This is a genomic window from Klebsiella sp. GL120222-02 (genome assembly GCF_003097195.1).
GTDB classification, from domain to species: domain Bacteria; phylum Pseudomonadota; class Gammaproteobacteria; order Enterobacterales; family Enterobacteriaceae; genus Klebsiella; species Klebsiella variicola.
Window position 1 is genome coordinate 198,723 of the sequence record NZ_QEQO01000004.1, and the last position, 22,877, is coordinate 221,599.

The 22,877-nt window shown below is 58.0% G+C and carries 22 protein-coding genes and 1 other RNA gene; 14 read left to right on the forward strand and 9 right to left on the reverse strand.

All coding sequences use genetic code 11. From position 1 onward, the window contains the following. Window positions 1–13 precede the first annotated feature (13 nt). Window positions 14–1,714 carry an SgrR family transcriptional regulator gene (locus N438_RS14845; RefSeq protein WP_008805407.1) on the reverse strand — a complete coding sequence of 567 codons (1,701 nt, stop codon included), beginning with the start codon at window positions 1,712–1,714 and terminating at the stop codon, window positions 14–16. 127 nt (window positions 1,715–1,841) lie between these two features. On the opposite strand from N438_RS14845, the gene cof reads away from it, so the two are divergent. Further along, window positions 1,842–2,660, forward strand: coding sequence for an HMP-PP phosphatase (cof, locus tag N438_RS14850; protein WP_012968825.1), 819 nt, complete (start codon window positions 1,842–1,844; stop codon window positions 2,658–2,660). Between the two features lie 44 nt (window positions 2,661–2,704). Here the strand turns inward: cof and N438_RS14855 are convergent, their stop codons facing one another. Next, window positions 2,705–3,757 carry a PLP-dependent cysteine synthase family protein gene (locus tag N438_RS14855; RefSeq protein WP_008805410.1) on the reverse strand — a complete coding sequence of 351 codons (1,053 nt, stop codon included), beginning with the start codon at window positions 3,755–3,757 and terminating at the stop codon, window positions 2,705–2,707. 115 nt (window positions 3,758–3,872) lie between these two features. On the opposite strand from N438_RS14855, the gene N438_RS14860 reads away from it, so the two are divergent. The 5 genes from N438_RS14860 to amtB all read left to right on the forward strand — a co-directional run bounded on the left by N438_RS14860 (window position 3,873) and on the right by amtB (window position 9,819). Beyond that, complete coding sequence (locus tag N438_RS14860; protein WP_008805409.1) at window positions 3,873–4,331, forward strand: Lrp/AsnC family transcriptional regulator; 459 nt, start codon at window positions 3,873–3,875, stop codon at window positions 4,329–4,331. A gap of 42 nt (window positions 4,332–4,373) precedes the next feature. Further along, window positions 4,374–6,146 (forward strand): SmdA family multidrug ABC transporter permease/ATP-binding protein, encoded by a 1,773-nt coding sequence (locus N438_RS14865; protein WP_008805411.1) that lies wholly within the window; start codon window positions 4,374–4,376, stop codon window positions 6,144–6,146. Beyond that, on the forward strand, window positions 6,139–7,917 hold the full coding sequence (locus tag N438_RS14870; protein ID WP_012968823.1) for a SmdB family multidrug efflux ABC transporter permease/ATP-binding protein: 1,779 nt from the start codon (window positions 6,139–6,141) through the stop codon (window positions 7,915–7,917). The genes N438_RS14865 and N438_RS14870 overlap by 8 nt, the downstream gene beginning before the upstream one ends. Window positions 7,918–8,160: 243 nt before the next feature. Then, the gene (glnK, locus tag N438_RS14875) at window positions 8,161–8,499 is read left to right on the forward strand and encodes a P-II family nitrogen regulator (protein WP_002891893.1); all 339 of its coding nucleotides are present in this window, start codon (window positions 8,161–8,163) and stop codon (window positions 8,497–8,499) included. A gap of 33 nt (window positions 8,500–8,532) precedes the next feature. Next, complete coding sequence (gene amtB / locus N438_RS14880; protein ID WP_012542680.1) at window positions 8,533–9,819, forward strand: ammonium transporter AmtB; 1,287 nt, start codon at window positions 8,533–8,535, stop codon at window positions 9,817–9,819. A 51-nt stretch (window positions 9,820–9,870) separates the two neighbouring features. Here the strand turns inward: amtB and tesB are convergent, their stop codons facing one another. After that, window positions 9,871–10,734 carry an acyl-CoA thioesterase II gene (gene tesB / locus N438_RS14885; RefSeq protein ID WP_008805414.1) on the reverse strand — a complete coding sequence of 288 codons (864 nt, stop codon included), beginning with the start codon at window positions 10,732–10,734 and terminating at the stop codon, window positions 9,871–9,873. Between the two features lie 221 nt (window positions 10,735–10,955). Between tesB and N438_RS14890 the strand changes: the two genes are divergently transcribed. Further along, complete coding sequence (locus N438_RS14890; protein WP_116696355.1) at window positions 10,956–11,447, forward strand: YbaY family lipoprotein; 492 nt, start codon at window positions 10,956–10,958, stop codon at window positions 11,445–11,447. Window positions 11,448–11,484: 37 nt separating this feature from the next. Here the strand turns inward: N438_RS14890 and N438_RS14895 are convergent, their stop codons facing one another. Next, window positions 11,485–11,796 carry an MGMT family protein gene (locus N438_RS14895; RefSeq protein WP_008805416.1) on the reverse strand — a complete coding sequence of 104 codons (312 nt, stop codon included), beginning with the start codon at window positions 11,794–11,796 and terminating at the stop codon, window positions 11,485–11,487. Window positions 11,797–11,864: 68 nt separating this feature from the next. Continuing rightward, window positions 11,865–12,272 (reverse strand): hypothetical protein, encoded by a 408-nt coding sequence (locus N438_RS14900; protein ID WP_008805417.1) that lies wholly within the window; start codon window positions 12,270–12,272, stop codon window positions 11,865–11,867. Between the two features lie 241 nt (window positions 12,273–12,513). Here N438_RS14900 and ffs point away from each other — a divergent pair. From ffs to N438_RS14915, 3 genes are all read left to right on the forward strand, one after another. Further along, an RNA gene (gene ffs / locus N438_RS14905) (signal recognition particle sRNA small type) lies at window positions 12,514–12,610 on the forward strand. A 309-nt stretch (window positions 12,611–12,919) separates the two neighbouring features. Next, the gene (locus tag N438_RS14910; RefSeq protein WP_002891977.1) at window positions 12,920–13,177 is read left to right on the forward strand and encodes a hypothetical protein; all 258 of its coding nucleotides are present in this window, start codon (window positions 12,920–12,922) and stop codon (window positions 13,175–13,177) included. Then, window positions 13,174–13,389 carry a hypothetical protein gene (locus N438_RS14915; protein WP_004142688.1) on the forward strand — a complete coding sequence of 72 codons (216 nt, stop codon included), beginning with the start codon at window positions 13,174–13,176 and terminating at the stop codon, window positions 13,387–13,389. The genes N438_RS14910 and N438_RS14915 overlap by 4 nt, the downstream gene beginning before the upstream one ends. Window positions 13,390–13,523: 134 nt before the next feature. Here N438_RS14915 and N438_RS14920 read toward each other — a convergent pair whose 3' ends face one another. After that, entirely contained in the window at window positions 13,524–14,951 is a 1,428-nt protein-coding gene (locus N438_RS14920) for a PLP-dependent aminotransferase family protein (RefSeq protein ID WP_116696356.1), read from the reverse strand. 88 nt (window positions 14,952–15,039) lie between these two features. On the opposite strand from N438_RS14920, the gene N438_RS14925 reads away from it, so the two are divergent. Next, complete coding sequence (locus tag N438_RS14925; protein ID WP_008805419.1) at window positions 15,040–15,654, forward strand: membrane protein; 615 nt, start codon at window positions 15,040–15,042, stop codon at window positions 15,652–15,654. Window positions 15,655–15,698: 44 nt separating this feature from the next. Here N438_RS14925 and N438_RS14930 read toward each other — a convergent pair whose 3' ends face one another. Beyond that, complete coding sequence (locus N438_RS14930; RefSeq protein WP_032753764.1) at window positions 15,699–16,508, reverse strand: nickel/cobalt efflux protein RcnA; 810 nt, start codon at window positions 16,506–16,508, stop codon at window positions 15,699–15,701. A gap of 164 nt (window positions 16,509–16,672) precedes the next feature. On the opposite strand from N438_RS14930, the gene N438_RS14935 reads away from it, so the two are divergent. Beyond that, entirely contained in the window at window positions 16,673–16,945 is a 273-nt protein-coding gene (locus tag N438_RS14935; protein WP_012542675.1) for a metal/formaldehyde-sensitive transcriptional repressor, read from the forward strand. 62 nt (window positions 16,946–17,007) lie between these two features. On the opposite strand, the gene N438_RS14940 is transcribed toward N438_RS14935, so the two are convergent. Together N438_RS14940 and ugpC are read right to left on the reverse strand one after the other, a co-directional pair. After that, window positions 17,008–18,567, reverse strand: a complete 1,560-nt coding sequence (locus N438_RS14940; protein ID WP_116696357.1) for an EAL domain-containing protein — start codon at window positions 18,565–18,567, stop codon at window positions 17,008–17,010. 233 nt (window positions 18,568–18,800) lie between these two features. After that, a complete protein-coding gene (gene ugpC, locus N438_RS14945) occupies window positions 18,801–19,910 on the reverse strand; it encodes a sn-glycerol-3-phosphate ABC transporter ATP-binding protein UgpC (protein ID WP_008805423.1) in 1,110 nt (369 codons plus the stop codon). 356 nt (window positions 19,911–20,266) lie between these two features. Between ugpC and N438_RS14950 the strand changes: the two genes are divergently transcribed. Then, window positions 20,267–21,499: a maltodextrin ABC transporter substrate-binding protein gene (locus tag N438_RS14950; protein ID WP_012542673.1), complete on the forward strand. Its 1,233-nt coding sequence runs from the start codon at window positions 20,267–20,269 to the stop codon at window positions 21,497–21,499. A gap of 62 nt (window positions 21,500–21,561) precedes the next feature. Continuing rightward, complete coding sequence (locus N438_RS14955; RefSeq protein WP_008805425.1) at window positions 21,562–22,869, forward strand: sugar ABC transporter permease; 1,308 nt, start codon at window positions 21,562–21,564, stop codon at window positions 22,867–22,869. Window positions 22,870–22,877: the final 8 nt, after the last annotated feature.

Genomic DNA, 22,877 nt, shown 5'->3' on the forward strand with positions numbered 1-22,877 from the left:
GCGACCAGCTCTCTCACGTCAACGAGGCCGGCAGCCAGGCGCTGGCGAAGTCAAACCAGCCCCGGGCGTTGAGGCGCAGGCCATTAACCCCCGGCGGCGCGCTGATCCGATAGTTATACTTGAACAGCGGCGTCATGATGGCGTCTTCCATCAGACTGTTGAACACGTTGCGCAGCGCATCGTTGCGGCTGCGGGCGTCGGGCTGAGACTGCACGGCGTCTAATGTCGCCTGCAGATGGGCATATTGCGCCCCGGTCAGCAAATTAGGCCACAGCATATCGCAGCGCAGCCACTGCTCCAGGGCGTACTCCGGCGCTTCGCCGATCAGTCGGTCGCCCATCATCAGGTCGGCCTGCCCCAGATGCTGACAGCCTTCCCAGTTTTTGGCGTCATGAAAAATGATCGTCAGTTCGCAGCCCAGCAGAGCCAGCCGTTGCCTCAGTTGCTCGGCCATCGCATGAAGCTCGACCGGCAGATGATAGAGTAGAGTGAGCCTGGCCGGCAGCGGCACCGCGTTGTTTTCCGGTCCCTGCGGGATGGACCATCCCGGCAGCACCTCATGGCTTGGCGTAATCAGATCCTCCTCCAGCGGCAGTGTTTCCAGCAGCGACGAGTGATGGATTATCGACACCAGCCGCTGGGCCTGCGTTTTACTAAGACGCGGGCTGTGGCGCAGGGTCAGATAGCAGAAGCCAAGGCTGATACGGTTGCTGACCTGGCGCAGATTGTGGAGCTCTTCGCGATCGCCGATGGTGATCTGCACCGGGTGGCGGCAGCTGGTGCCGAGATCGCGGTCAAAGAGCTGAGGAGTGATCCAGTATTCCACCGCCTGGATCAGCGGATGCTGCAGGTGATACCGGGGATGGTTCTCCAGGCGGACGAGTTCCGGACTAAACCGCTTCAGGCGGAATGGCCCGCAGCCGATGGCCGGATCGTCGGGATGCGCCAGCACGCTGCAGTAGCTGGCCAGGCGGAACGGCAGCCAGTAGTCAGGACGATGCAGCGTGATGGTGAGACACTGGGCGTGAGTGACATCGATACGGCTGATGCTGGCGAAGAGGGTCCGTAAGGCGGGCAGCTCAAGCAGCAACCGTAACCGCTGCCGTAGCTGTGCGGTTTGCACCGCATCGCCATTGTGCCAGTACAGCGTGGAGCGAATGTAAAAATGCCAGCGCAGGCCGTCCGGCGAGACCTGCCAGTGATGCGCCAGATCGCCGATCGGCATATTGTCGCCTTCATCGAAGCGCGTCAGCCCGGCATAGATCTGCCCGGCCAGATGCTGCTCGGCACGTCCGGGGAGAAAGCCAGGACGCAGCGGCTCCAGTGGGCGATAGTAAGGAATACGCAGCGTCGGAGTATTGTTTTGCCACTGACCGCCGAGGAAGGGATGGAGCAGGGCTTTCAGCTCCACCGGGGCCAGCTGCGCCAGCTCCAGCGCGTTTTGCTGCTGACCGTTGTTCAGCGCCTGCTCCATCATCTCGTTGCGCAGACTTTCCGGGGTTTTGTGAAATGAGAGCTGTCCGCGTTTGCCGCGCCCGGAGCTGGCCTGCCAGCTTAGCCACCCCGCCTCCTGCGCCTGACGCAGCAGAGTGCGGACGTGGCGTTCGCTACAAAAACAGCGCTCCGCCAGTTCGCCGACGGTCACCTGCTGCGGCGCCCCGGCTGAGGGTTGCCACAATCGCTGGTATTGATTTAAACGGTGTAAGAGTCGCATGGGGGCCGTCATCCACCGGGCCGCTGTAAACCCGGAACAATTAATAATATCTATTCACTATTACTTCCGTATATCCCAGGTGATACTGCAACACAAGCGAAGCCCATCACACATCGGGGAATACACCATGGCAAAACTGGCCGCATTTGATATGGACGGCACCCTGCTGATGCCGGACCATCGTCTCGGCGAGCAAACGCTCACCGCGCTGAAACGGCTGCGGGAACGTAATATCACCCTGACGTTCGCTACCGGTCGCCATGTGCTGGAGATGCACCATGTGATTGGCGAATTTTCCCTGGACGCATTTCTGATCACCGGCAACGGGACGCGCATCCATTCGCTGGAAGGGGAGGAGCTTTATCGCCAGGATCTCGCTCCCGAGGCGGCGGAAGCGGTGCTGCACAGCAAATGGGATACTCAGGCCAGCATGCATGTGTTTAACGATGGCGGCTGGTTCACCGGTCAGGCAAGGCCTGAATTGTTGCAAGCGCATGTCTTCAGCGGCTTTCACTATCAACTGTGCGATCCGAAACGCATGTCGGCGCAGCATGTCACCAAGATCTGTTTTTGCGGCGATCATGACGATCTCCGCCGCCTGCGGATCCAACTGAATGAGACGCTGGGCGATCGCGCGTTTCTCTGCTTCTCGGCGATGGACTGTCTTGAAGTGCTGCCGGTCGGGTGTAATAAAGGTGCGGCGCTGGCGGTGCTCAGCCAGCACTTAGGCTTCACCCTGCAGGAGTGCATGGCGTTTGGCGATGCGATGAATGACCGCGAGATGCTGGGCAGCGTTGGGCGGGGTTTTATCATGGGCAACGCGATGCCGCAGCTGAAAGCCGAGCTGCCGCATCTTCAGGTTATCGGAGACTGCCGGCATCAGGCGGTCTCCCACTTTTTAACGCATTGGCTGGATAATCCTGATCTTCCTTATTCCCCCGAATAGAGAGACCCTTCCGGCAAGCCAGATAGTTTTCTATCTGGCTTTTTTTATCGCCTGCCGACCAGCGCGGCGATCTCCGCCTGCCAGGGCGCGATATCGCCGATATTGGCGGCCACCCACTGCGGGTTGTAATAGGTTTCCAGGTAGCGCTCACCGCTGTCGCACAACAGCGTGACGATGGAACCCGTTCGCCCTTCCTCGCGCATCCGCGCGGCCAGCTGCAATACGCCCCACATATTGGTGCCGGTAGAAGCGCCGACCTTGCGCCCAAGCTGTGTTTCCAGCCACAGGGCGGTGGCTACGCTCGCCGCATCCGGTACGCGCAGCATCTCGTCGACGACGTCGGGAATAAATGACGGTTCGACGCGTGGGCGGCCGATGCCTTCAATTTTGCTGCCGACCGGGCTGCGCAGGGTGGCGTCGCGGGTCTGCCAGTATTCGAGGAAGACCGAATTCTGCGGATCAACGACCATCAGCTGCGTCTCATGGCCCTGGCTGCGAATATAGCGGCCAATGGTTGCCGAGGTGCCGCCGGTGCCGGCGCTCATGACGATCCATGACGGCTGCGGGTGCGGTTCATGGCTCATCTGACGGAAAATACTGTCGGCGATATTGTTATTGCCGCGCCAGTCGGTGGCCCGCTCGGCAAAGGTGAATTGATCCATATAATGGCCGTTCAGCTCGCGGGCCAGCGTTTCGGAAGCATCGTAGATTTCGCAGGCGCTCTGCACAAAATGGCAGCGTCCGCCGTAAAACTCGATCTGTTCGATCTTACGTTTGGCGGTGCAGGAAGGCATCACGGCGATAAACGGCAGCCCCAGCAGGCGGGCGAAGTAGGCCTCCGAAACGGCGGTTGAACCCGAGGAGGATTCAATAATCGGCGTACCTTCTTTGATCCAGCCGTTGCACAGGCCATAGAGAAACAGCGACCGCGCCAGGCGATGTTTAAGGCTGCCGGTAGGGTGGGTGCTTTCATCTTTCAGATACAGGTGGATGCCCGGAAACGCGGGCAGCGCCAGACGGATCAGGTGCGTGTCGGCGGAGCGCTGATAGTCGGCGTTGATTTCGCTAATGGCATGTTTAACCCAGGCGCTATTCATCGTGATTTCCTGTTTGTCATTTTGTGCCTAGCTTAGCGGAAAGCGCAGGAAAAATTGTTGCCATTTAGCCTTTGGATTACCATTATGAGAGCAAAATTTTCTCTTCGGATGCCCTATGCTAGATAAAATTGACCGTAAGCTGCTGGCGCTGCTGCAGGAAGATTGCACCCTCTCTTTGCAGGCGCTGGCCGATGCCGTTAATCTGACCACCACGCCCTGCTGGAAGCGCCTGAAAAGGCTCGAAGATGAAGGTATTTTGCGCGGGCGTGTCGCCTTACTGGATGCCGAAAAGGTGGGGCTGGGCCTGACGGCGTTTGTCCTGATCAAGACTCAGCATCACAGCAGCGACTGGTATGGCCATTTTGTGAGCGAAGTGACGCAGATGGCGGAGGTGCTCGGCTTCTGGCGGATGGCAGGAGAGTATGATTACCTGCTGCGGGTGCAGGTGGCCGATATGAAACGCTATGACGATTTTTATAAACGTTTAGTGAACAGCGTGCCGGGGCTGTCGGATGTCACTTCGAGTTTTGCCATGGAACAGATAAAATATACCACCGCCTTGCCTGTCGAATAACGGTATTGCGCCGTAACCCATTACAAATCAGGATTTTACTGCTTGCGATTATTTGCTCAACTCAGCTGGTACTTCCGCCGGGAGTGGCGCCGCTATCTTGGCGCGATTGCCCTGCTGGCCATTATTGCCGTCCTGCAGCTTATTCCGCCGAAGGTGGTGGGCATTGTGGTGGACGGCGTGACGCAACAACATTACACCGCAGAGAAGGTGTGGATGTGGATCGGCGCGCTGGTGCTGGTCGCGGTAATGGTCTACCTGCTGCGCTATGTCTGGCGCGTGCTGCTGTTCGGCGCCTCTTACCAGCTGGCGGTCGAACTGCGGGAAGATTTTTACCGGCAACTGAGCCGCCAGCATCCGGCATTCTATTTGCGCCATCGCACTGGCGATCTGATCGCCCGCGCCACCAACGATGTTGACCGGGTGGTATTTGCCGCCGGTGAAGGGGTGTTAACCCTGGTGGATTCGATGGTGATGGGCTGTGCGGTATTGATTGTGATGTCGACGCAGATTAGCTGGCAGCTCACCCTGCTGGCGCTGTTGCCGATGCCGCTGATGGCGCTGGCGATTAAACGCAACGGCGATGCGCTTCACGAACGTTTTCGCGTGGCCCAGGCGGCCTTTTCCAGCCTTAACGATCGCACACAGGAGAGCCTGACCAGCATCCGCATGATTAAGGCTTTTGGGCTGGAGGATCGCCAGTCGGCGCAGTTTGCCGCCGATGCCGCCGATACCGGCGCGAAAAATATGCGCGTGGCACGCATTGACGCGCGTTTCGACCCCACCATCTATATCGCCATTGGGGCCGCTAACCTGCTGGCTATCGGCGGCGGCAGCTGGATGGTGATCCACGGCAGCCTGACGCTGGGCCAGCTGACCAGCTTTGTGATGTATCTTGGCCTGATGATCTGGCCGATGCTGGCGCTGGCGTGGATGTTTAACATTGTTGAGCGCGGTAGCGCGGCCTATGGCCGTATCCGCACGATGCTCGAAGAGGCGCCAGCGGTGGACGACGGTACTGAAGCAGTGCCGGCAGGCCGCGGTGTCCTGCAGGTTGCCATCCGCAACTTCATCTATCCGCAGGCGAGTAAACCTTCGCTGGAGCAGGTTAATTTTACCCTCCAGCCGGGGCAAATGCTGGGTATCTGCGGGCCGACGGGCGCCGGTAAAAGTACCATTCTGGCGCTGCTGCAACGTCATTTTGACGTCACCAGCGGCGAGATCCGCTTTCACGATCTGCCGCTGCCGCGTCTGCAGCTCGACAGCTGGCGCGCCCGGCTGGCGGTGGTCAATCAGACGCCATTTTTATTCTCTGACACCGTCGCCAATAATATCGCGCTGGGCAAACCGGATGCGACACCGGCGCAGATTGAACGCGTGGCACGGCTGGCCAGCGTGCATGACGACATTCTGCGCCTGCCCCAGGGGTACGATACCGAGGTGGGCGAGCGCGGCGTGATGCTCTCCGGCGGCCAGAAACAACGCATCTCGATTGCCCGCGCTCTGCTGCTGGAGGCTGAAATTTTGATCCTTGATGATGCTTTGTCGGCGGTAGATGGCCGTACGGAGCACCAGATCCTGCACAACCTGCGCCAGTGGGGGGAGGGGCGGACGGTGATTATCAGCGCCCACCGGCTGTCGGCGCTGACCGAGGCCAGTGAAATTCTGGTGTTACAGCATGGGCATATTGCCCAGCGTGGCCGCCATGAGGCGCTGGCCGTGCAGCCAGGCTGGTACCGCGACATGTATCGTTACCAGCAGCTGGAAGCCGCGCTTGACGAGGTTCCGCAGGCGCAAGAGGAGGCCCTGGATGCGTAGCTTTACCGAACTCTGGCCGACGCTTAAACGCCTGCTGGCCTATGGTTATCCCTGGCGTAAGCCGCTGGCCATTGCGGTGGGGATGATGTGGATCGCGGCGGCGGCGGAAGTGAGCGGCCCGCTGCTCATCAGCTATTTCATCGATAATATGGTGGCGAAGCATACGCTCCCGCTGAAGCTGGTGGCAGGCCTGGCGGTAGCCTATATCGGCCTGCAGCTGCTGGCGGCATTACTGCACTATAACCAGTCGCTGCTGTTTAACCGCGCCGCGGTCGGCGTCGTCCAGCAGTTGCGCAGCGATGTAATGGATGCCGCCCTGCATCAGCCGCTCAGCGAGTTTGATACCCAGCCGGTTGGGCAGCTTATCTCGCGGGTGACCAACGATACGGAAGTCATTCGCGATCTGTACGTGACGGTGGTGGCGACGGTGCTGCGCAGCGCGGCGCTGATCGGCGCGATGCTGGTGGCGATGTTTAGCCTCGACTGGCGGATGGCGCTGGTGGCGATCGCGATCTTCCCGGCGGTGCTGATCGTGATGATCATCTATCAGCGCTATAGCACGCCGATCGTGCGCCGGGTGCGCGCCTGGCTTGCTGATATCAACGATGGTTTCAACGAAGTGATCAACGGCATGGGGGTGATCCAGCAGTTCCGCCAGCAGGCGCGCTTTGGCGAACGGATGCGCGAGGCCAGCTATGCCCACTATCTGGCGCGGATGCAGACGTTGCGCCTCGACGGTTTTCTGCTGCGCCCGCTGCTGAGCCTTTTTTCCTCGCTGGTGCTGTGCGGGCTGCTGATGCTGTTTGGCTTTAGCGCGGTGGGCACGATCGAGGTCGGGGTCCTGTACGCGTTTATCAGCTATCTCGGACGCCTTAACGAGCCGCTTATTGAGCTGACCACCCAGCAGTCGATGCTGCAGCAGGCGGTGGTCGCCGGCGAACGCGTTTTTGAGCTGATGGATCGCCCGCGCCAGGCGTGGGGCTCGGATGACGCGCCGCTGAGCAGCGGCCGGGTGGAAATTGACCATCTCTCCTTTGCCTACCGGGGGGATCGACTGGTCCTGCAGGATATCAGTCTGGATATTCCCTCCCGCAGCTTCGTGGCGCTGGTCGGGCATACCGGCAGCGGGAAGAGTACTCTCGCGAGTCTGATGATGGGCTATTACCCGTTAACCCTCGGGGAGATCCGCATCGATGGCCGGCCGCTTGCTTCCCTCAGCCACAGCGCGTTGCGTCGGGGCATCGCGATGGTGCAACAGGATCCGGTGGTGCTGGCGGATACCTTCTACGCCAACGTCGCGCTGGGTCGGGATATCAGTGAGACGCAGGTCTGGGAAGCGCTGGAGGCGGTGCAACTGGCGGAGGTGGCGCGCAGCATGAGCGATGGCCTGTACACTCAGCTGGGCGAGCAGGGCAATAACCTCTCCGTTGGGCAGAAACAGCTGTTGGCGCTGGCGCGCGTGCTGGTGGAGACCCCGCAGGTATTGATTCTGGATGAGGCGACGGCAAACATCGACTCCGGCACCGAGCAGGCGATCCAGCAGGCGCTGGCGAAAGTCCGCCAGCATACCACCCTCGTGGTTATCGCCCATCGACTGTCAACCATCGTTGAGGCCGATACCATCCTGGTGCTGCATCGCGGTCAGGCTGTCGAGCGGGGCACCCATCAGCAGCTGCTGGCGGCGAAGGGTCGTTACTGGCAGATGTATCAGCTGCAGCTGGCTGGCGAAGAGCTGGCGGCCAGCGCCCGGGAAGAGTCGCTCAGCGCCTGATGCACCACCAGCAGGCAGCGAAGAAAGCGTGGCCTGCCGTGGTGCAAAAACGTTACATTAAATGCACTGTTGTGGTGCATTTTTGCGCTGCAAACGCGTTTCAGCAGGCAATTGTCTGACCTGTCCCCTGTTTTTTACCATCAAAGGGCCGCTCTGCGGCCTTTTTTCATTTCTGGCATAGCCCTTGCTTTATATCCATCGTGTTAGCTGCGGCCATTACCGAATACTGCCTGGAGGGGACTTATGAAGCTGGTTACCGTGGTAATCAAACCATTCAAACTGGAAGACGTGCGTGAAGCCTTGTCTTCCATCGGCATTCAGGGCCTGACGGTCACTGAAGTCAAGGGCTTTGGCCGTCAGAAAGGTCATGCGGAGCTCTACCGCGGCGCCGAGTATAGCGTCAACTTTCTGCCAAAAGTGAAGATTGATGTGGCGATTGCCGACGATCAGCTGGATGAAGTCATCGATGTGATCAGCAAAGCGGCTTACACCGGAAAAATTGGCGACGGCAAAATTTTTGTCGCTGAATTGCAGCGCGTCATTCGCATCCGTACCGGCGAAGCTGACGAAGCGGCACTGTAATTTCCAGACCACACAGTGATGGGGAACGAAACAATGAAAATGGCAACAATGAAATCGGGTCTGGGGGCATTAGCCCTTCTTCCGGGACTGGCAATGGCCGCGCCCGCAGTGGCGGACAAAGCCGATAACGCGTTTATGATGATTTGCACCGCGCTGGTTCTGTTTATGACCATCCCGGGGATCGCGCTGTTTTACGGCGGCCTGATCCGCGGCAAAAACGTCCTTTCCATGCTGACTCAGGTAATTGTGACCTTTGGCCTGGTCTGCGTATTGTGGGTGATTTATGGCTATACCCTGGCCTTCGGCACCGGCGGCAGTTTCTTCGGTAGCTTTGACTGGGTGATGCTGAAAAATATTGAACTGAAAGCGCTAATGGGCACCTTCTATCAGTACATCCACGTGGCCTTCCAGGGATCGTTCGCCTGTATCACCGTCGGGCTGATCGTGGGGGCGCTGGCTGAGCGTATTCGCTTCTCCGCCGTGCTGATTTTCGTGGTGGTGTGGATGACGCTCTCTTATGTTCCGATTGCGCACATGGTCTGGGGCGGCGGTCTGCTGGCGACCCACGGCGCGCTGGACTTCGCGGGCGGCACCGTTGTACACATCAACGCCGCGGTTGCCGGGCTGGTGGGTGCGTACATGATGGGCAAACGTGTGGGCTTCGGCAAAGAAGCGTTCAAACCGCACAATCTGCCGATGGTGTTCACCGGAACCGCCATCCTCTACGTGGGCTGGTTCGGCTTCAACGCCGGCTCCGCCAGCGCAGCGAACGAAATTGCCGCACTGGCTTTCGTCAACACCGTCGTCGCCACAGCGGCTGCCATCCTGGCGTGGACCTTTGGCGAATGGGCTCTGCGCGGTAAACCTTCACTGCTGGGCGCCTGCTCCGGGGCGATTGCCGGTCTGGTTGGCGTCACACCAGCCTGTGGGTATATCGGTGTCGGTGGGGCGTTGATTGTGGGTATCGCATCTGGTCTGGCGGGCATCTGGGGCGTAACGGCGCTGAAACGCTGGCTGCGGGTTGATGACCCTTGCGACGTCTTCGGCGTCCACGGCGTCTGCGGCATCGTCGGCTGTATCCTGACCGGTATCTTCGCGGCCACCTCTCTGGGCGGCGTGGGTTATGCAGAAGGCGTCACCATGGGCCATCAGCTGCTGGTGCAACTCGAGAGTATCGCGATTACCATCGTCTGGTCGGGCGTTGTCGCTTTCATTGGCTACAAAGTGGCGGACATGACCGTGGGGCTGCGCGTACCAGAAGAGCAGGAGCGCGAAGGACTGGACGTCAACAGCCATGGCGAAAACGCCTACAACGCCTGATAGAAAACCCTTCTCCCTGTAGCAAAAAGCCTCCCGTCAGGGAGGCTTTTTTTATGCGTTGCGGTTACGCATCACCCCTTCCTGGACCGTTGAAGCCACCAGCGTTCCATCCTGAGTGTAGAACTCGCCGCGGACGAAGCCACGGGCGCTGGAGGCCGAGGTGCTTTCAACGCTGTATAACAGCCATTCATTGATATTAAACGGCCGGTGGAACCACATTGAGTGGTCGATAGTGGCGACCTGCATGCCAGGCTCAAGGAAGCCGACGCCGTGCGGCTGCAGCGCCACCGGCAGGAAATTAAAGTCCGAGGCATAGCCCAGCAGATATTGATGAATGCGCAGATCGTCGGGAACAGCGCCATTGGCGCGCAGCCACACCTGGCGCACCGGTTCAGCAATATGGCCTTTCATCGGGTTATGAAATTCGACCGGGCGGATCTCCAGCGGTTTATCACAGAGGAATTTATCTTTTACCTGCGGCGGCAGAAGGTGTGCCAGCTTGCGGGCGATATCGGTTTCCGAGTGCAGGCCGTCAGGAGAGGGGGCCGGCGGCATCGCTTTCTGATGCTCATAGCCGTGCTCTGGCGCCTGGAATGAGGCGGTCATATAGAAGATCGGCTTCCCGTTCTGAATGGCGGCCACTCGCCGGGCGCTAAAGCTGTTGCCGTCGCGCAGTACTTCCACATCGTAGACGATCGGTTTCTGGCTGTCGCCGGGGCGCAGAAAGTAGCTGTGAAACGAATGTACCAGACGTTCAACGGGCACGGTCTCTTTTGCCGCATACAGCGCCTGGCCCACCACCTGGCCGCCAAAAACCTGGCGCAATCCCAGGTCTTCGCTCTGTCCGCGGAATAACCCTTCCTCAATTTTTTCCAGATCTAATAATGCCAGCAGGTTAGAGAGTGCCTGACTCATACTTATCCTCAATTAATGATAGCGGCGCAGCGCGGTGCGCGTGATGTGGCAAAGTATAACCTGGAATCGCAAGTGGTCCGATGGGTGTAATAATCTGAATAACGAGGGGGCAACAGGAACAAATCTGAGATCTGTGCCACACTTATTGACGACACGAAAGTTCCTGCCGGCGAAGCGGCGGAACATCCTCCTGGGTATTAAGGGATGATAAGGAGAACATCATGAAATTTGCCTATATGTTTAGTGCCTTAGCCGTCGCCGCGACGCTAACCGCCTGTGCTAATCACCACTCTACCAGTTCTTCGACTCAGGCAGCCGCGCCCGACCCTTATGGCATCGCGACGCTGAGCGTGGCACAGCAGCAGCCGAGCGTTACGGGGACGATTAATATCCGCCAGAGAATCGCTTTACCGCCGGATGCGGTACTGACGGTGACCCTGTCGGATGCTTCTCTGGCAGATGCGCCAGCCCGCGTGTTGTCGCAAAAAGCGGTGCGTACCGAAGGCAAACAGGCGCCATTTAACTTTGCCCTGCCTTACAATCCGGCAGACATTCAGCCGAACGCCCGTATTCTGCTGAGTGCCGCGATCGCGGTGAACGGCCAGCTAATGTTCATTACCGATACCGTGCAGACGGTGATAAACCAGGGGGGGACGCATACCGACCTGACGCTGGTTCCGGTCACGCAGACCGCCGTCCCCGTTGCGCAATAAGCTCGCCGAGCCCCCTGACGGGGGCTTTTTTTTGTCTTCAGTAAACCCAGCGATAATGCTGGAGATCGATATGGCCGCTGCCGGAGACCTGAACCCCTTCGGCCAGCAACGCCTGGCGCTGTCGCTGAAGATCGGGCCCGGTGAGGGAGATATCGCCATGGCGATTGACCACCCGATGCCAGGGCAGGGTTGACCCTTCCGGCAGGCGCTTCAGTACGCCACCTACCTGGCGCGCGGCGCGCGGTGAACCGGCCAGGCGGGCGACATCGCCGTAGGTGGCGACATAGCCTTCCGGTATCGACGCCACGATATGCCAGACGCGTTGGGGGAATGTGTCGTGCGGATCCATGTTCAGCCCTGTTAACCGGAAAACGCCAGCATAAGCGCTGAGGCGCAGGCTGTACAGCCTGCCTCGGTTCAGGCGGGTTGTTCGACAGTGAAGGTCAGGGCCAGGCCGAGGATCTGCATGCCATGGACATTGTCAGACGGTGAACTGGCGATGAGGCTCTCGAGAAATTTCAACCGCTGCGAAGTGGCGTTAATGATCAGTTTCGCGCGCAGGCCCGGCATGGTCAGCGACGAAATGGGGTACACCACCCGGCCGCTGATGTAGACGGGCAGTTTGCGCAGTTCCACCTGGCGCAGCACGCCGACGGTGGAATAGAGCAGCGCCAGCGGCGTGACCGCCCGCACGGGGGTCTGGCTGATGGTCGCGAAGTCGAGCATTTTTTCCGGGCGCAGATAGTTCACGCCATGAAAGGCGATGGTCATCCCTTCAATAGCGGGTAAAGGCAGAGTGATGGTCTGTGGTGATGAGTCAGTCATTCGATTACCGTCGAGACAAGGTGCTGATGATTAAAGGTGACGCAAGAGGGCTAAGTATGGTGGATAACCCGGCAATGTGCTGAGCGCGTGCTCCCAATCTCACAGCCTGGCCGTGAGTTGTTGGTTTTATTGGCGTATTGTGCAATAAACCAGCAGGCGATCGGGGTGAGCTTGCAATTCACCAGGTCAGCAGGGATAATGCGCCAGCGCGTTGGGTAACTAACGCTCTCAATGGGGGCTCTGTTGGTTCTCCCGCAACGCTACTCTGTTTACCAGGTCAGGTCCGGAAGGAAGCAGCCAGAGCAGACGACGTGTGTGCCGGGATGTAGCTGGCAGGGCCCCCACCCATTTCGCCCTCCTGATATCTCCCTTGTATTTGTCCGGTCTTTATCCCTGCTATAATTAATATCTGATACGGATCACATATTATTTTTTGTTGCTAAAACAACCCGTTTTTATTCCATAATATTTACTTGTCATAAATCTGAAATGCTACTGAAATATTAATGTCATTTGCATGTCATAAATAAAAGGCATCTTATTGATGGGAATTTGTTGCCAGAGCCATGCTATAAAATATATCTCTGGATCAGCATGTTAACTTCGTGTATTAATTATGATGATTTTATTGCACGGGAAGCGTAGCTATGACCACAGTGGTTTTGAATGTAAAAATTGACGCCGAGTTAAAAGAGAAGCTGCGTCATTATGCGGAAGTGAATAACGAGAACCTGGGAACGGCAACGGAAAAGCTGCTGCAGCTGGCTTTTCAGCTGGAGGAATCAGCAGGTGAGGCGGGGGTGACGGAAGAGGACATTGACAGCCAGCATACCGAAGAGGAAGCGACCCCATTAACCCCTAAAGAAATCAAAGCATTAAGAAAACTTCTGAAGAAGAAAAAATGAAACAACAATTCTCTACAGCCAGCAACTATAGCGAAGCCTGCGATATGTTGCGCTCAGGATACGTAAAACACGTGCGCCTGAACTGGAATATCGGTAGTGATGAGTTCTTTCGCATTGCCTCCGACTGGTGTGACACCGGCGCTAAAATTAAAAAAGATGAAGATGGCTTTATTATTTCCCTGAAAGGGTTTCCTATTCCGCGCCAGCATTAATGAAATTGCCTTATTTCTGTCACCGGGATGCCATAACCAGAGGGCAGGATACTCAGGCAATTTTATAAAAACATCTCATATACCTCATGGATGATGGTCATTTGACGGGCTGATGCCAGCCCGTCGATATTTTCTTATATTATTTTCCGCAAACGCGTATTTTCCTTCTGTTCTGCAAGGCTTTGCCACAGCGGTTGTAGCGTGGAGAAGGCCTGGCGCAATGCTTCGTCTGGCAGTGTAAATGGCAGACGCAAATAGCGATCAAAGGCTCCCTCAAGACCAAAGCGCGTGCCGGTGCCGATATGGATCCCCTGACTTTCCGCGCGCGCAGAGAACAGCGTGGCCAGCATGTCAGGGAGTTCCACCCAAAAAGAGAGCCCACCTTTCGGCGGTGAAAATCGCCAGCGGGGAAAATATTCCGCCATTAACGTTTCGCACATGTCCCGGCGCGCCTTCAGCATTTCCCGCCGCGGCGGTAGCAGCGTGGCGGCATTGGCCAGCAGCCAGCTGCAGGCCAGTTGCTCCAGCAGAGGCGTACCCAAATCCAGGGAATCGCGAGCCTGAATAAGGGAGGCGATGGTTCGCGTACTGGCGCGGATCCAGCCGATGCGCAGTCCCCCCCAGAAACTTTTCCCGGCTGAGCCAATGGTGATCACCGCGGCATCGGGATTAAAGCAGGCCAGCGGCGGGGGCGGTGGCGCGTTATACCAGAGATCAACCATGGTCTCGTCGATCACCAGCGTCGTCCGCGTCCTGGCGGCGATGTCCGCGACCCGCTGGCGGGTGGGAGCATCCATACAGCGCCCGGTGGGATTGTGAAAATCCGGCATCAGCCACGCCAGACGCGGCGCGGTCTGCGCAATAGTCGCCGCGAGTCCATCACAGTCCCATCCCTGCTGTGGAAGCGCGACGCCGACCGGGCGGCAGGAGGCGCCCTGAATGGCGCTAATCGCCATCGGATAGGTGGGGGCATCGATGACCACCCGGTCACCCGGGCCGGTAAACAGGCGGAGGATCAATGCGAAGGCGCTGAGGGCGCCGTTGACCACCATCACTTCATCGGGCCGCGTCGGCAGACCGCGTTCGCTGTAGCGACGGGCAATCGCCTCCCGCAGTACTGGCAGCCCTTGTTGATCGTAGCCGGTCTGGCCCAGGTAGGGCGGCAGCAGCGTCATGGCATGCTGGAAGGCCTGATGGACTTCCGGTCCGGCGCTGAGGGCGGCGGTAGAGAGATTCAGCGAGGAGGGGATGCCTGAGGGGGGCGGCAGGTCGGCGGGGCGTTCTGGTAAAACAATGCGCGAACCGCTTCCCTGGCGGCTGTAGAGAAAGCCCTCCTCCCGCAACTGGCCGAGCGCGCTGGCGATGGTCGTCCGGCTGACGTTCAGCGCCGCCGCCAGCTCACGCTCGCCGGGCAGGCGCGTTTGCAGCGTCAGGCGACCGTCGAGGATCAGCAGGCGGAGCGCTTCCGCTAGCTGACGCCATAGCGGCGTGCGTGAAGTGGACTCCTGCCAGTTGCCGAGCAGGCGTACCAGCGATTGTGTTCCAAAGCGTCGGGTTGACATAGCGATCCACTTTTCCAAAACTGGCCATTAATTATCAGTCCATTTTTGCTGATGATAAGGGCATTCGCAATGATGTAGAGGAAAAAATATGCTTCGTCGCCTGCTGCAGTTATATATCGGCCTGGTACTTTATGGCGTGTCCACGGCGCTCTTCGTGCATGCCAATCTTGGCGCCGATCCGTGGGATGTTTTCCATCTCGGGGTGGCTAAACAGCTGGGTATCAGTTTCGGTACGGTGATTATCCTGACCGGCGCGGCGGTGCTGCTGCTGTGGATCCCGATCCGGCAAATGCCGGGGCTCGGCACGGTGAGCAACGTTATCGTGCTGGGGCTGGCGGCGGATGCCACGCTGGCCGTCCTGCCGCCGCTGGAGTCGCTGGTGGCTCGCAGTGTGCTGCTGGTGGGGGCGATTGTGCTGAATGCTATCGCCACCGGGATGTATATCGGCGCGGGCTTTGGCCCCGGGCCGCGTGATGGCCTGATGACTGGTCTGCACGCTCGTACCGGCTGGTCATTACGCGGTATCCGTACGGCTATTGAGCTTACCGTGCTGGTGATTGGCTGGCTGCTGGGCGGTAAGTTTGGCGTCGGCACCGTGATTTACGCGCTGTCGATTGGGCCGCTGATCCAGCTGTGCCTGCCGTGGTTTCGCCAGCCCGTCAGCCGCAAAGCGGTCAGCACTCCGCAGGAGATAGTCTCCTGAATTAACGACTCGCCCTCTCTATCCGCAAGAGGGCGAGCCGACGCTTACAGGCCGCTCAGGCCGTGAACCATCATGTAGATCCCCACCACGATAATCAGTAAACCTGAGAACCAGGGCGCCTTGCGCGAGACATCATTAAGCCAGGGCCAGCGGCGGGTGGCCTGTTTAAGACTCAGCGCGGCGATAGCCCCGGAAGCCACCAGCGTCAGCGCCAGACCAACGCTAAAGCCCAGTACCAGCGTGGCGCCAAGCGAAAATTTCTTCAGCTGTAAACAGATAAGCAGCACAGTAATGGACGCCGGACAGGGGATCAGCCCGCCGGTCAGGCCAAACAGTACGATCTGCCCGGTCGTCACCTGGCGGCCATTAAAGCGCCGGTTGATCTCCTGAGCATGAGCCCGCTGATGCGCGTCCTGCCACTCCTCCGCCACCAGCGGCACGGCGGATGAGGACGCATGGTGATGGTCATGGTGGTGATCATGTTCATGGTGGTGATCATGATGCGTATGGGGCTGCGATTCGCGCCAGGTGCGCCAGAGCATCCAGCAGGCAATCAGTACAATCGCTATCCCCGAGATCAGCTGAAACCAGGGTTCGGAGGTCTGCGCGTTCCAGCCGCGGCCAAACCACAGGCCGGCCATGGCGATCAGCCAGACCACTGCCGTATGGGAAACCGTCGCCGCCAGCCCCAGCAGCACCGCCTGTTTTAACGTTCCCCGTACCGCCACGATAAAGGCGGCCATCATGGTTTTTGAATGGCCCGGTTCAAGGCCGTGCAGGGCACCGAGCAGTATCGCGCTGGGAATAAACAGCCAGGCATTACCTTGCTGCAGAAGGGAAGTGAAATCGTTCATATCGGGATCCTTGCCAAAAGTGCGTTTATCCTACTCCCCCCCAGTAGTAAAATACTACCCCCCAGTAGAAAAAGCGGCTGACAAAAGGGATCATGCTATGCTGGCAGGCGTTACTGATGATGAAGGTCGGTAATCACGGACAGAATGAAACGGTGGATCGTGCAATGTCACATACAGTTCGACACAAAAAAATGTTACTGACCCGACTGAAAAAAATTCAGGGGCAGAGTTCCGCGTTAGAGAAAATGCTCAATCGCGAGCATGAGTGCGCTGAGGTGCTACAGCAGCTGGCGGCGATTCGCGGCGCGGTCAACGGTATGATGCTGCAGGTTATTCAGGGGCATCTGACCGACCATGTGGTGAAAGAGCCTGAAGAGACACAGCGTGAAGCGGATCTGGAAACGGTGATGCAGGTCATTAAATCCTATCTGAAGTAGCGCCCAGGCGCGGGCGGCCAAGAGGCCGCTCCGGCTGGCGTTCCGCTCAACGCTCCTGTCGCTTAATGGGCATGCAGGTTATTTTCCGCCCACAGAATGAACTTCTCTTTCGGCAGCGCCTTGCTGTACAGCCATCCCTGGGCGTACTGGACGCCATGCTGTCGTAGCCAGTCGCGCTGGCTTTCGGTTTCCACCCCTTCGGCGACGGTGGCCAGATTGAGCGCTTTGGCCATTTCAATAATGTGCGGCGTCAGCGGCCGGTACTCGAGGGTATCGACAAAAGATTTATCGATTTTCAGCGTATCGACGTCCAGTTTCTGCAGATAGCTCAGGCTGGAGTAGCCGGTGCCAAAGTCATCAATCGAGATACGATGCCCGGCCTGACGGTAGTGAGCGATCACCGGCATGGTGGTCTCCGGATCGACAAATCCGCGCTCGGTGATTTCAAGGATGATCTGTTCGGCGGCGATCCCCCAGTGCTGCAGCTGATCGTGTAACAACGTCGGTAGGGTGGGCGAGCGTAAATCATCTACCGACAGGTTGATGGAGATGTGCACTTCCGGCCGCTGCCGCAGCCAGGGACCGAGATCGGTAAAAATTTTCCTGACGATATCTTCCGTCAACTGCGTAATCAGCCCGGTCTGCTCGGCCAGAGGAATAAAAATATCCGGCGATAAAAAGGTGCCGTCGGGTTGCTGCCAGCGGGCCAGCGCCTCGGCCCCGGCGATTTTCCCATCCTGCAACGAGATTATCGGCTGGTAGTAAACCTGAATCGCTTTGGAGTTGAGGGCGTCCAGCATACTGTTGCGTGGTGATCGCAGGTGTCTCAGCAGGCGCAGCAGCAGCCAGGTAGCAAGCAGGCTGGTGAAGATGCCGACAGGGAGCCAGAAGATTAGCTGCTGGCGAATACGCTGCTGCAGCGGCAGCGTCGACGACCAGGTCACGATGCCGGAGCCCAGCTCGGGAATGCGCTGGATCCGATAGACCGTGTTATCCAGCGTCAGCATATTAACATGTGGATCTTTAATACGCTGCCAGACCGTATCCGGCAGCGGTTGGCTGCTGATCACCATTTTCAGGTGATCCAAACCAAACAGCATGGTATGGATCTTCTCCTCGCTGGCAGGAACCACATCGATAAAAGAGATGGGATCGATCATCACCATATGCTGTTGACTGCCCATGGCCGTCATCTGGTGATTAAGGCCGAGATCGTTAATTGAGGTCAGCCAGGTGCGATAGCCGTCAGGGGCAATGTGGTCCGGCGGGGGAAAGGTGACCGCGACGCTATGGTCTTCCAGGGAGGAACATTGCGGCACGGAATCACGCAGCCAGAGCACTTCCTGAATGTAGCGATGGGTATAGGCGATGCGGCGGAGCGTGAGCAGGTGCTCAGGGCTACAGGAGGCGGCGGTGTGTGAGTCGGCCTCACGTAGCGCTTCCCTGGCCTGATCGGCAACCTGCAGCGTGCGGACGACGATACGGTTGGAATAGTCATCCAGTTCACGATAGAACTGCAGCTTGGCCTGCCGCGCTGCCTGCCAGATGCTGAGTGAGATGGGCAGGATGATGGCCAGTATCAGCACCCCTGTAAACAGCGCCACCAGATGCCGGGTCCTCATGCCTGTGTCCTTATCGTTCGCCGGGTGTCATCAGTATATGCGAAAGATAAATCAGGCGCAGCGAGAGAAGTGAGCTGAGGTCGCGAAAAAACCGGCATCGCGAGAGGCTGCGATGCCGGGAGAGAAGGATGATTCCGATGCAGCAGAATAAAAATGAGGGTGTGAATGCCGGGCAGGGTGTGTTCCGGCATTCAGTCGCAGCATACGCGGCGCAGATGACAGCAATATGTTAGCTAGTGCGCATCCGGCGCCGGGATATCAGCGCTGATACGCAGGTCATTCTCATCAAATACCATGCAGAAGCGCTCATCGAAGGCCAGATTTATTTTCTGCCACGGGCGGAAATGGACGTCGCCGGGCAGCAGGACCTTGACGTTATCGTGGCCGTAGCACTGGCCGAACAGATAGGTATTGTTACCCAGACGCTCCACCACTTCACATTGAAACTCCACCACGGTACCGGTAGTGACGTCGGGCGTGAGATGCTCTGGCCGGATCCCCAGCGTCACTGCGGCGCCGGGCTTCAGCGGCTGGGTAGCGATATTGAGGACCAACTGATGGTCCTGCGCGAGGGTGACCGTTAAGCGTTCCGGCTGCCAGTCGCTGACGATGGCCGGCAAAAAGTTCATCTTCGGCGAGCCGATAAAGCCGGCGACGAATTTGTTGACCGGATTGTAATACAGCGCCATCGGCGAACCCATTTGTTCGACTTTCCCGTAGTTCATGACCACGATTTTATCGGCCAGCGTCATCGCCTCTACCTGATCGTGGGTGACATACACCATGGTGGTCTTCAGCTCCTGGTGCAGACGGGCAATATGCAGGCGCATATCGACGCGCAGCTCCGCATCGAGGTTAGAGAGCGGCTCATCGAACATAAACACCCGGGGATTACGCACGATCGCCCGGCCAATGGCCACGCGCTGCCGCTGGCCGCCAGAGAGCTGCTTCGGTTTACGATCCAGCAGGTGCGAGAGCTGCAGCGTTTTAGCCACCATTTCCACCTGGCGACGGATCTCCGTTTTCGGCACTTTATTCACCTTCAACCCGTAGCCCATGTTCTCTGCCACCGTCATGTGCGGGTAGAGCGCATAGGACTGGAAGACCATCGCCACGCCGCGGCGGGCGGGCACGACATCATTCATCACCTCATCGCCGATCAGCACTTCACCCTCGCTGACCTCTTCCAGACCGGCAATCATGCGCAGCAGCGTCGATTTTCCACAGCCGGAAGGACCGACGAAAACGGCAAACTCGCCATCTTCAATATCGAGATTGACCTGGTGCAGCGTCACCGTGCTGCCGAACCTTTTGGTGACATTCCTCAGTCGTATATTGGACATTCACATTCCCCGAAGTGAGTAGCTGTTGTTTGCCGTTGCTTTGTCGCTGTGTGTAGCATGAATTGTATTACGTGTAACAAATCAGCGTGGCGATGTTCAACAGCAGTAAAATCATGCCCTGACTATAACTTCCGCAGTTTTAGCGCCATACAGCGGCGTTTCATTTCTGTAATGATGATCACACAACTGGCAGCTTATGGTAGTTTTGTCAGCGATCTACGGGTAGCGTATAACAAAAGAGAGCCGGAACCTTTTTCTCATATAACTCGGCAGTTTGAAGTGATTTATTTTTCTGACTGGCAGAAATAAGCCCAATAAAAACCATTAAATTGTTATACCTTCACATGAGGTTGATAATGAAAAAGAACACGCTTGCTGCACTGATCCTTACCACCCTGGCGGCGGGGCAACTCACCAGCCTGCAGGCGCACGCCGCCGGGCAGCTCAACGTCTGGGAAGACATTAAAAAATCCGCCGGCATCAAAACCGCGGTTAGCGATTTTGAAAAGCAGTACAACGTGAAGGTTAATCTCCAGGAGATGCCTTATGCCCAGCAGCTGGAAAAACTGCGCCTCGACGGCCCGGCGGGCATTGGGCCGGACGTGCTGGTGATCCCGAATGACCAGCTCGGCGGCGCCGTGGTTCAGGGACTACTCTCGCCGCTCAGTGTCGATCAGGCGAAACAGGATGCCTTTACGCCAGCCTCCATCAATGCCTTCCGCATGGACAACGCGCTGTACGGGATCCCGAAAGCAGTGGAAACCCTGGTGCTTATCTATAACAAGGACCTGATCGACAAGCCGCTGGACAGCCTGCAGGCCTGGCTGGACTACTCGAAAACCCAGCGCGAGCAGAACAAATACGGCCTGCTCGCCAAGTTTGACCAGATCTATTACAGCTGGGGGGCGATTGGCCCGATGGGCGGCTATATCTTTGCTAAAAACGACAGCGGTGGCTTTAACCCGCAGCAAGTGGGCCTCAATACCCCCGGCGCCGTCGAAGCCGTCACCTTCCTGAAAAAATTCTATGCCGAGAAGGTCTTTCCAGCGGGGATCCTCGGCGATAACGGGCTGAATGCCATCGATTCCCTGTTTACCGAGAAAAAAGCGGCGGCGGTGATCAACGGCCCCTGGGCCTTCCAGCCGTATGAAGCCGCTGGCATTAACTATGGCGTGGCGCCCCTGCCGACCCTGCCGGACGGCAAGCCGATGAGCTCCTTCCTGGGCGTCAAAGGCTATGTGGTATCGACCTGGAGTAAAGACAAAGCGCTGGCGCAACAGTTTATCGAGTTCATCAACCAGCCGCAGTATGTGAAAGCCCGCTATGTCGCCACCGGCGAAATTCCGCCGCTGAAGGCGATGATTGACGATCCGGTGATTAAAAACGACCAAAAGGCCAGTGCCGTCGCCATCCAGTCGGCGCGAGCGGTGGCGATGCCGGGCATTCCGGAGATGGGGGAAGTGTGGGGGCCGGCCAACGCCGCGCTTGAACTGAGCCTCACCGGTAAGCAGGCGCCGCAGGCCGCGCTCGATAACGCGGTGAAACAGATCACGATGCAGATCGAAGCAATGCAGGCCAGCAATCAGTAATTCACCGTCACGTGAAGTCACCGAGCGGGAGGGGGACCTCCCGTTTGTAGAAGGAGTCGAGTGTGAGCATCCATTCCAGCGAAAATTTTAGCGACGCACGCGGGCCCGGGCGCCATGCATGGTGCGGCCTGCTGCTGGCAATCGTGCCGGGTTTCGGTCAGTTTTATCATCGCCAGTGGCTGAAAGGGCTGGTCTTCCTGGTGCTGCTGAGCAGCTTTCTGGGGATTTTTTATGATTTCCTGCGTGAGGGGTTGTGGGGGTTATATACCCTGGGTGAAGAGGTACCGCGGGATAACTCTATCTTCCTGTTAGCGGAGGGGATTATCAGTGTGCTGATCGTCGCCTTTGGCGTGCTGATCTATTTTCTCTCGCTGCGGGATGCGTGGCTGAACGGCAAAAAACGCGATGAGGGGATCGCCCTGAACAGCGTGCGTAAGCAGTACCAGATGCTGCTGAGCGACGGCTTCCCGTACCTGATGATCACCCCGGGCTTTATTCTGCTGGTGTTTGTGGTGATCTTTCCCATTCTGTTCGGTTTCGCCATCGCCTTCACCAACTACAACCTGTACCACACGCCGCCGGCGAAGCTGGTGGACTGGGTGGGGCTGAAAAACTTCGTCAATATTTTCACCCTCTCTATCTGGCGCTCCACCTTCCTGGATGTGCTGCAGTGGACCGTGGTGTGGACGCTGCTGGCGACCACCCTGCAGTGTACGGTGGGCGTGCTGCTGGCGATTCTGGTGAATCAAAAAGATCTGCGCTTTAAGCCGCTGATCCGCACCATCTTTATTTTGCCGTGGGCGGTGCCGGGGTTTGTCACCATCCTCGTCTTTGCCGGTATGTTCAACGATTCATTCGGGGTCATCAACAACGCGATCCTGTCGTTCTTCGGTATCAGCCCGAAGGCATGGCTGACCGACCCGTTCTGGACTAAAACGGCGCTGATCATGATGCAGACCTGGCTTGGCTTCCCGTTTGTCTTTGCCATGACCACCGGCGTGCTGCAGGCGATCCCGGACGATCTGTATGAAGCGGCGACGATGGACGGCGCCAGCGCCTTTACCCGTCTGCGCACCATCACTCTGCCGCTGGTGCTGTACGCGATCGCGCCGATCATCATCACTCAGTACACCTTCAACTTTAATAACTTCAACATCATTTATCTGTTTAACAACGGCGGTCCTGCGGTGGCAGGCTCCAACGCCGGTGGGACGGATATTCTGGTGTCGTGGATCTATAAGCTGACGATGTCCTCGTCGCAGTACGCCATCGCGGCGACCATCACGATCCTGCTGTCGATCTTTGTCGTCGGCCTGGCGCTGTGGCAGTTCCGCGCCACCAAATCCTTCAAAAATGACGACATGGCGTAAGGGAAGCA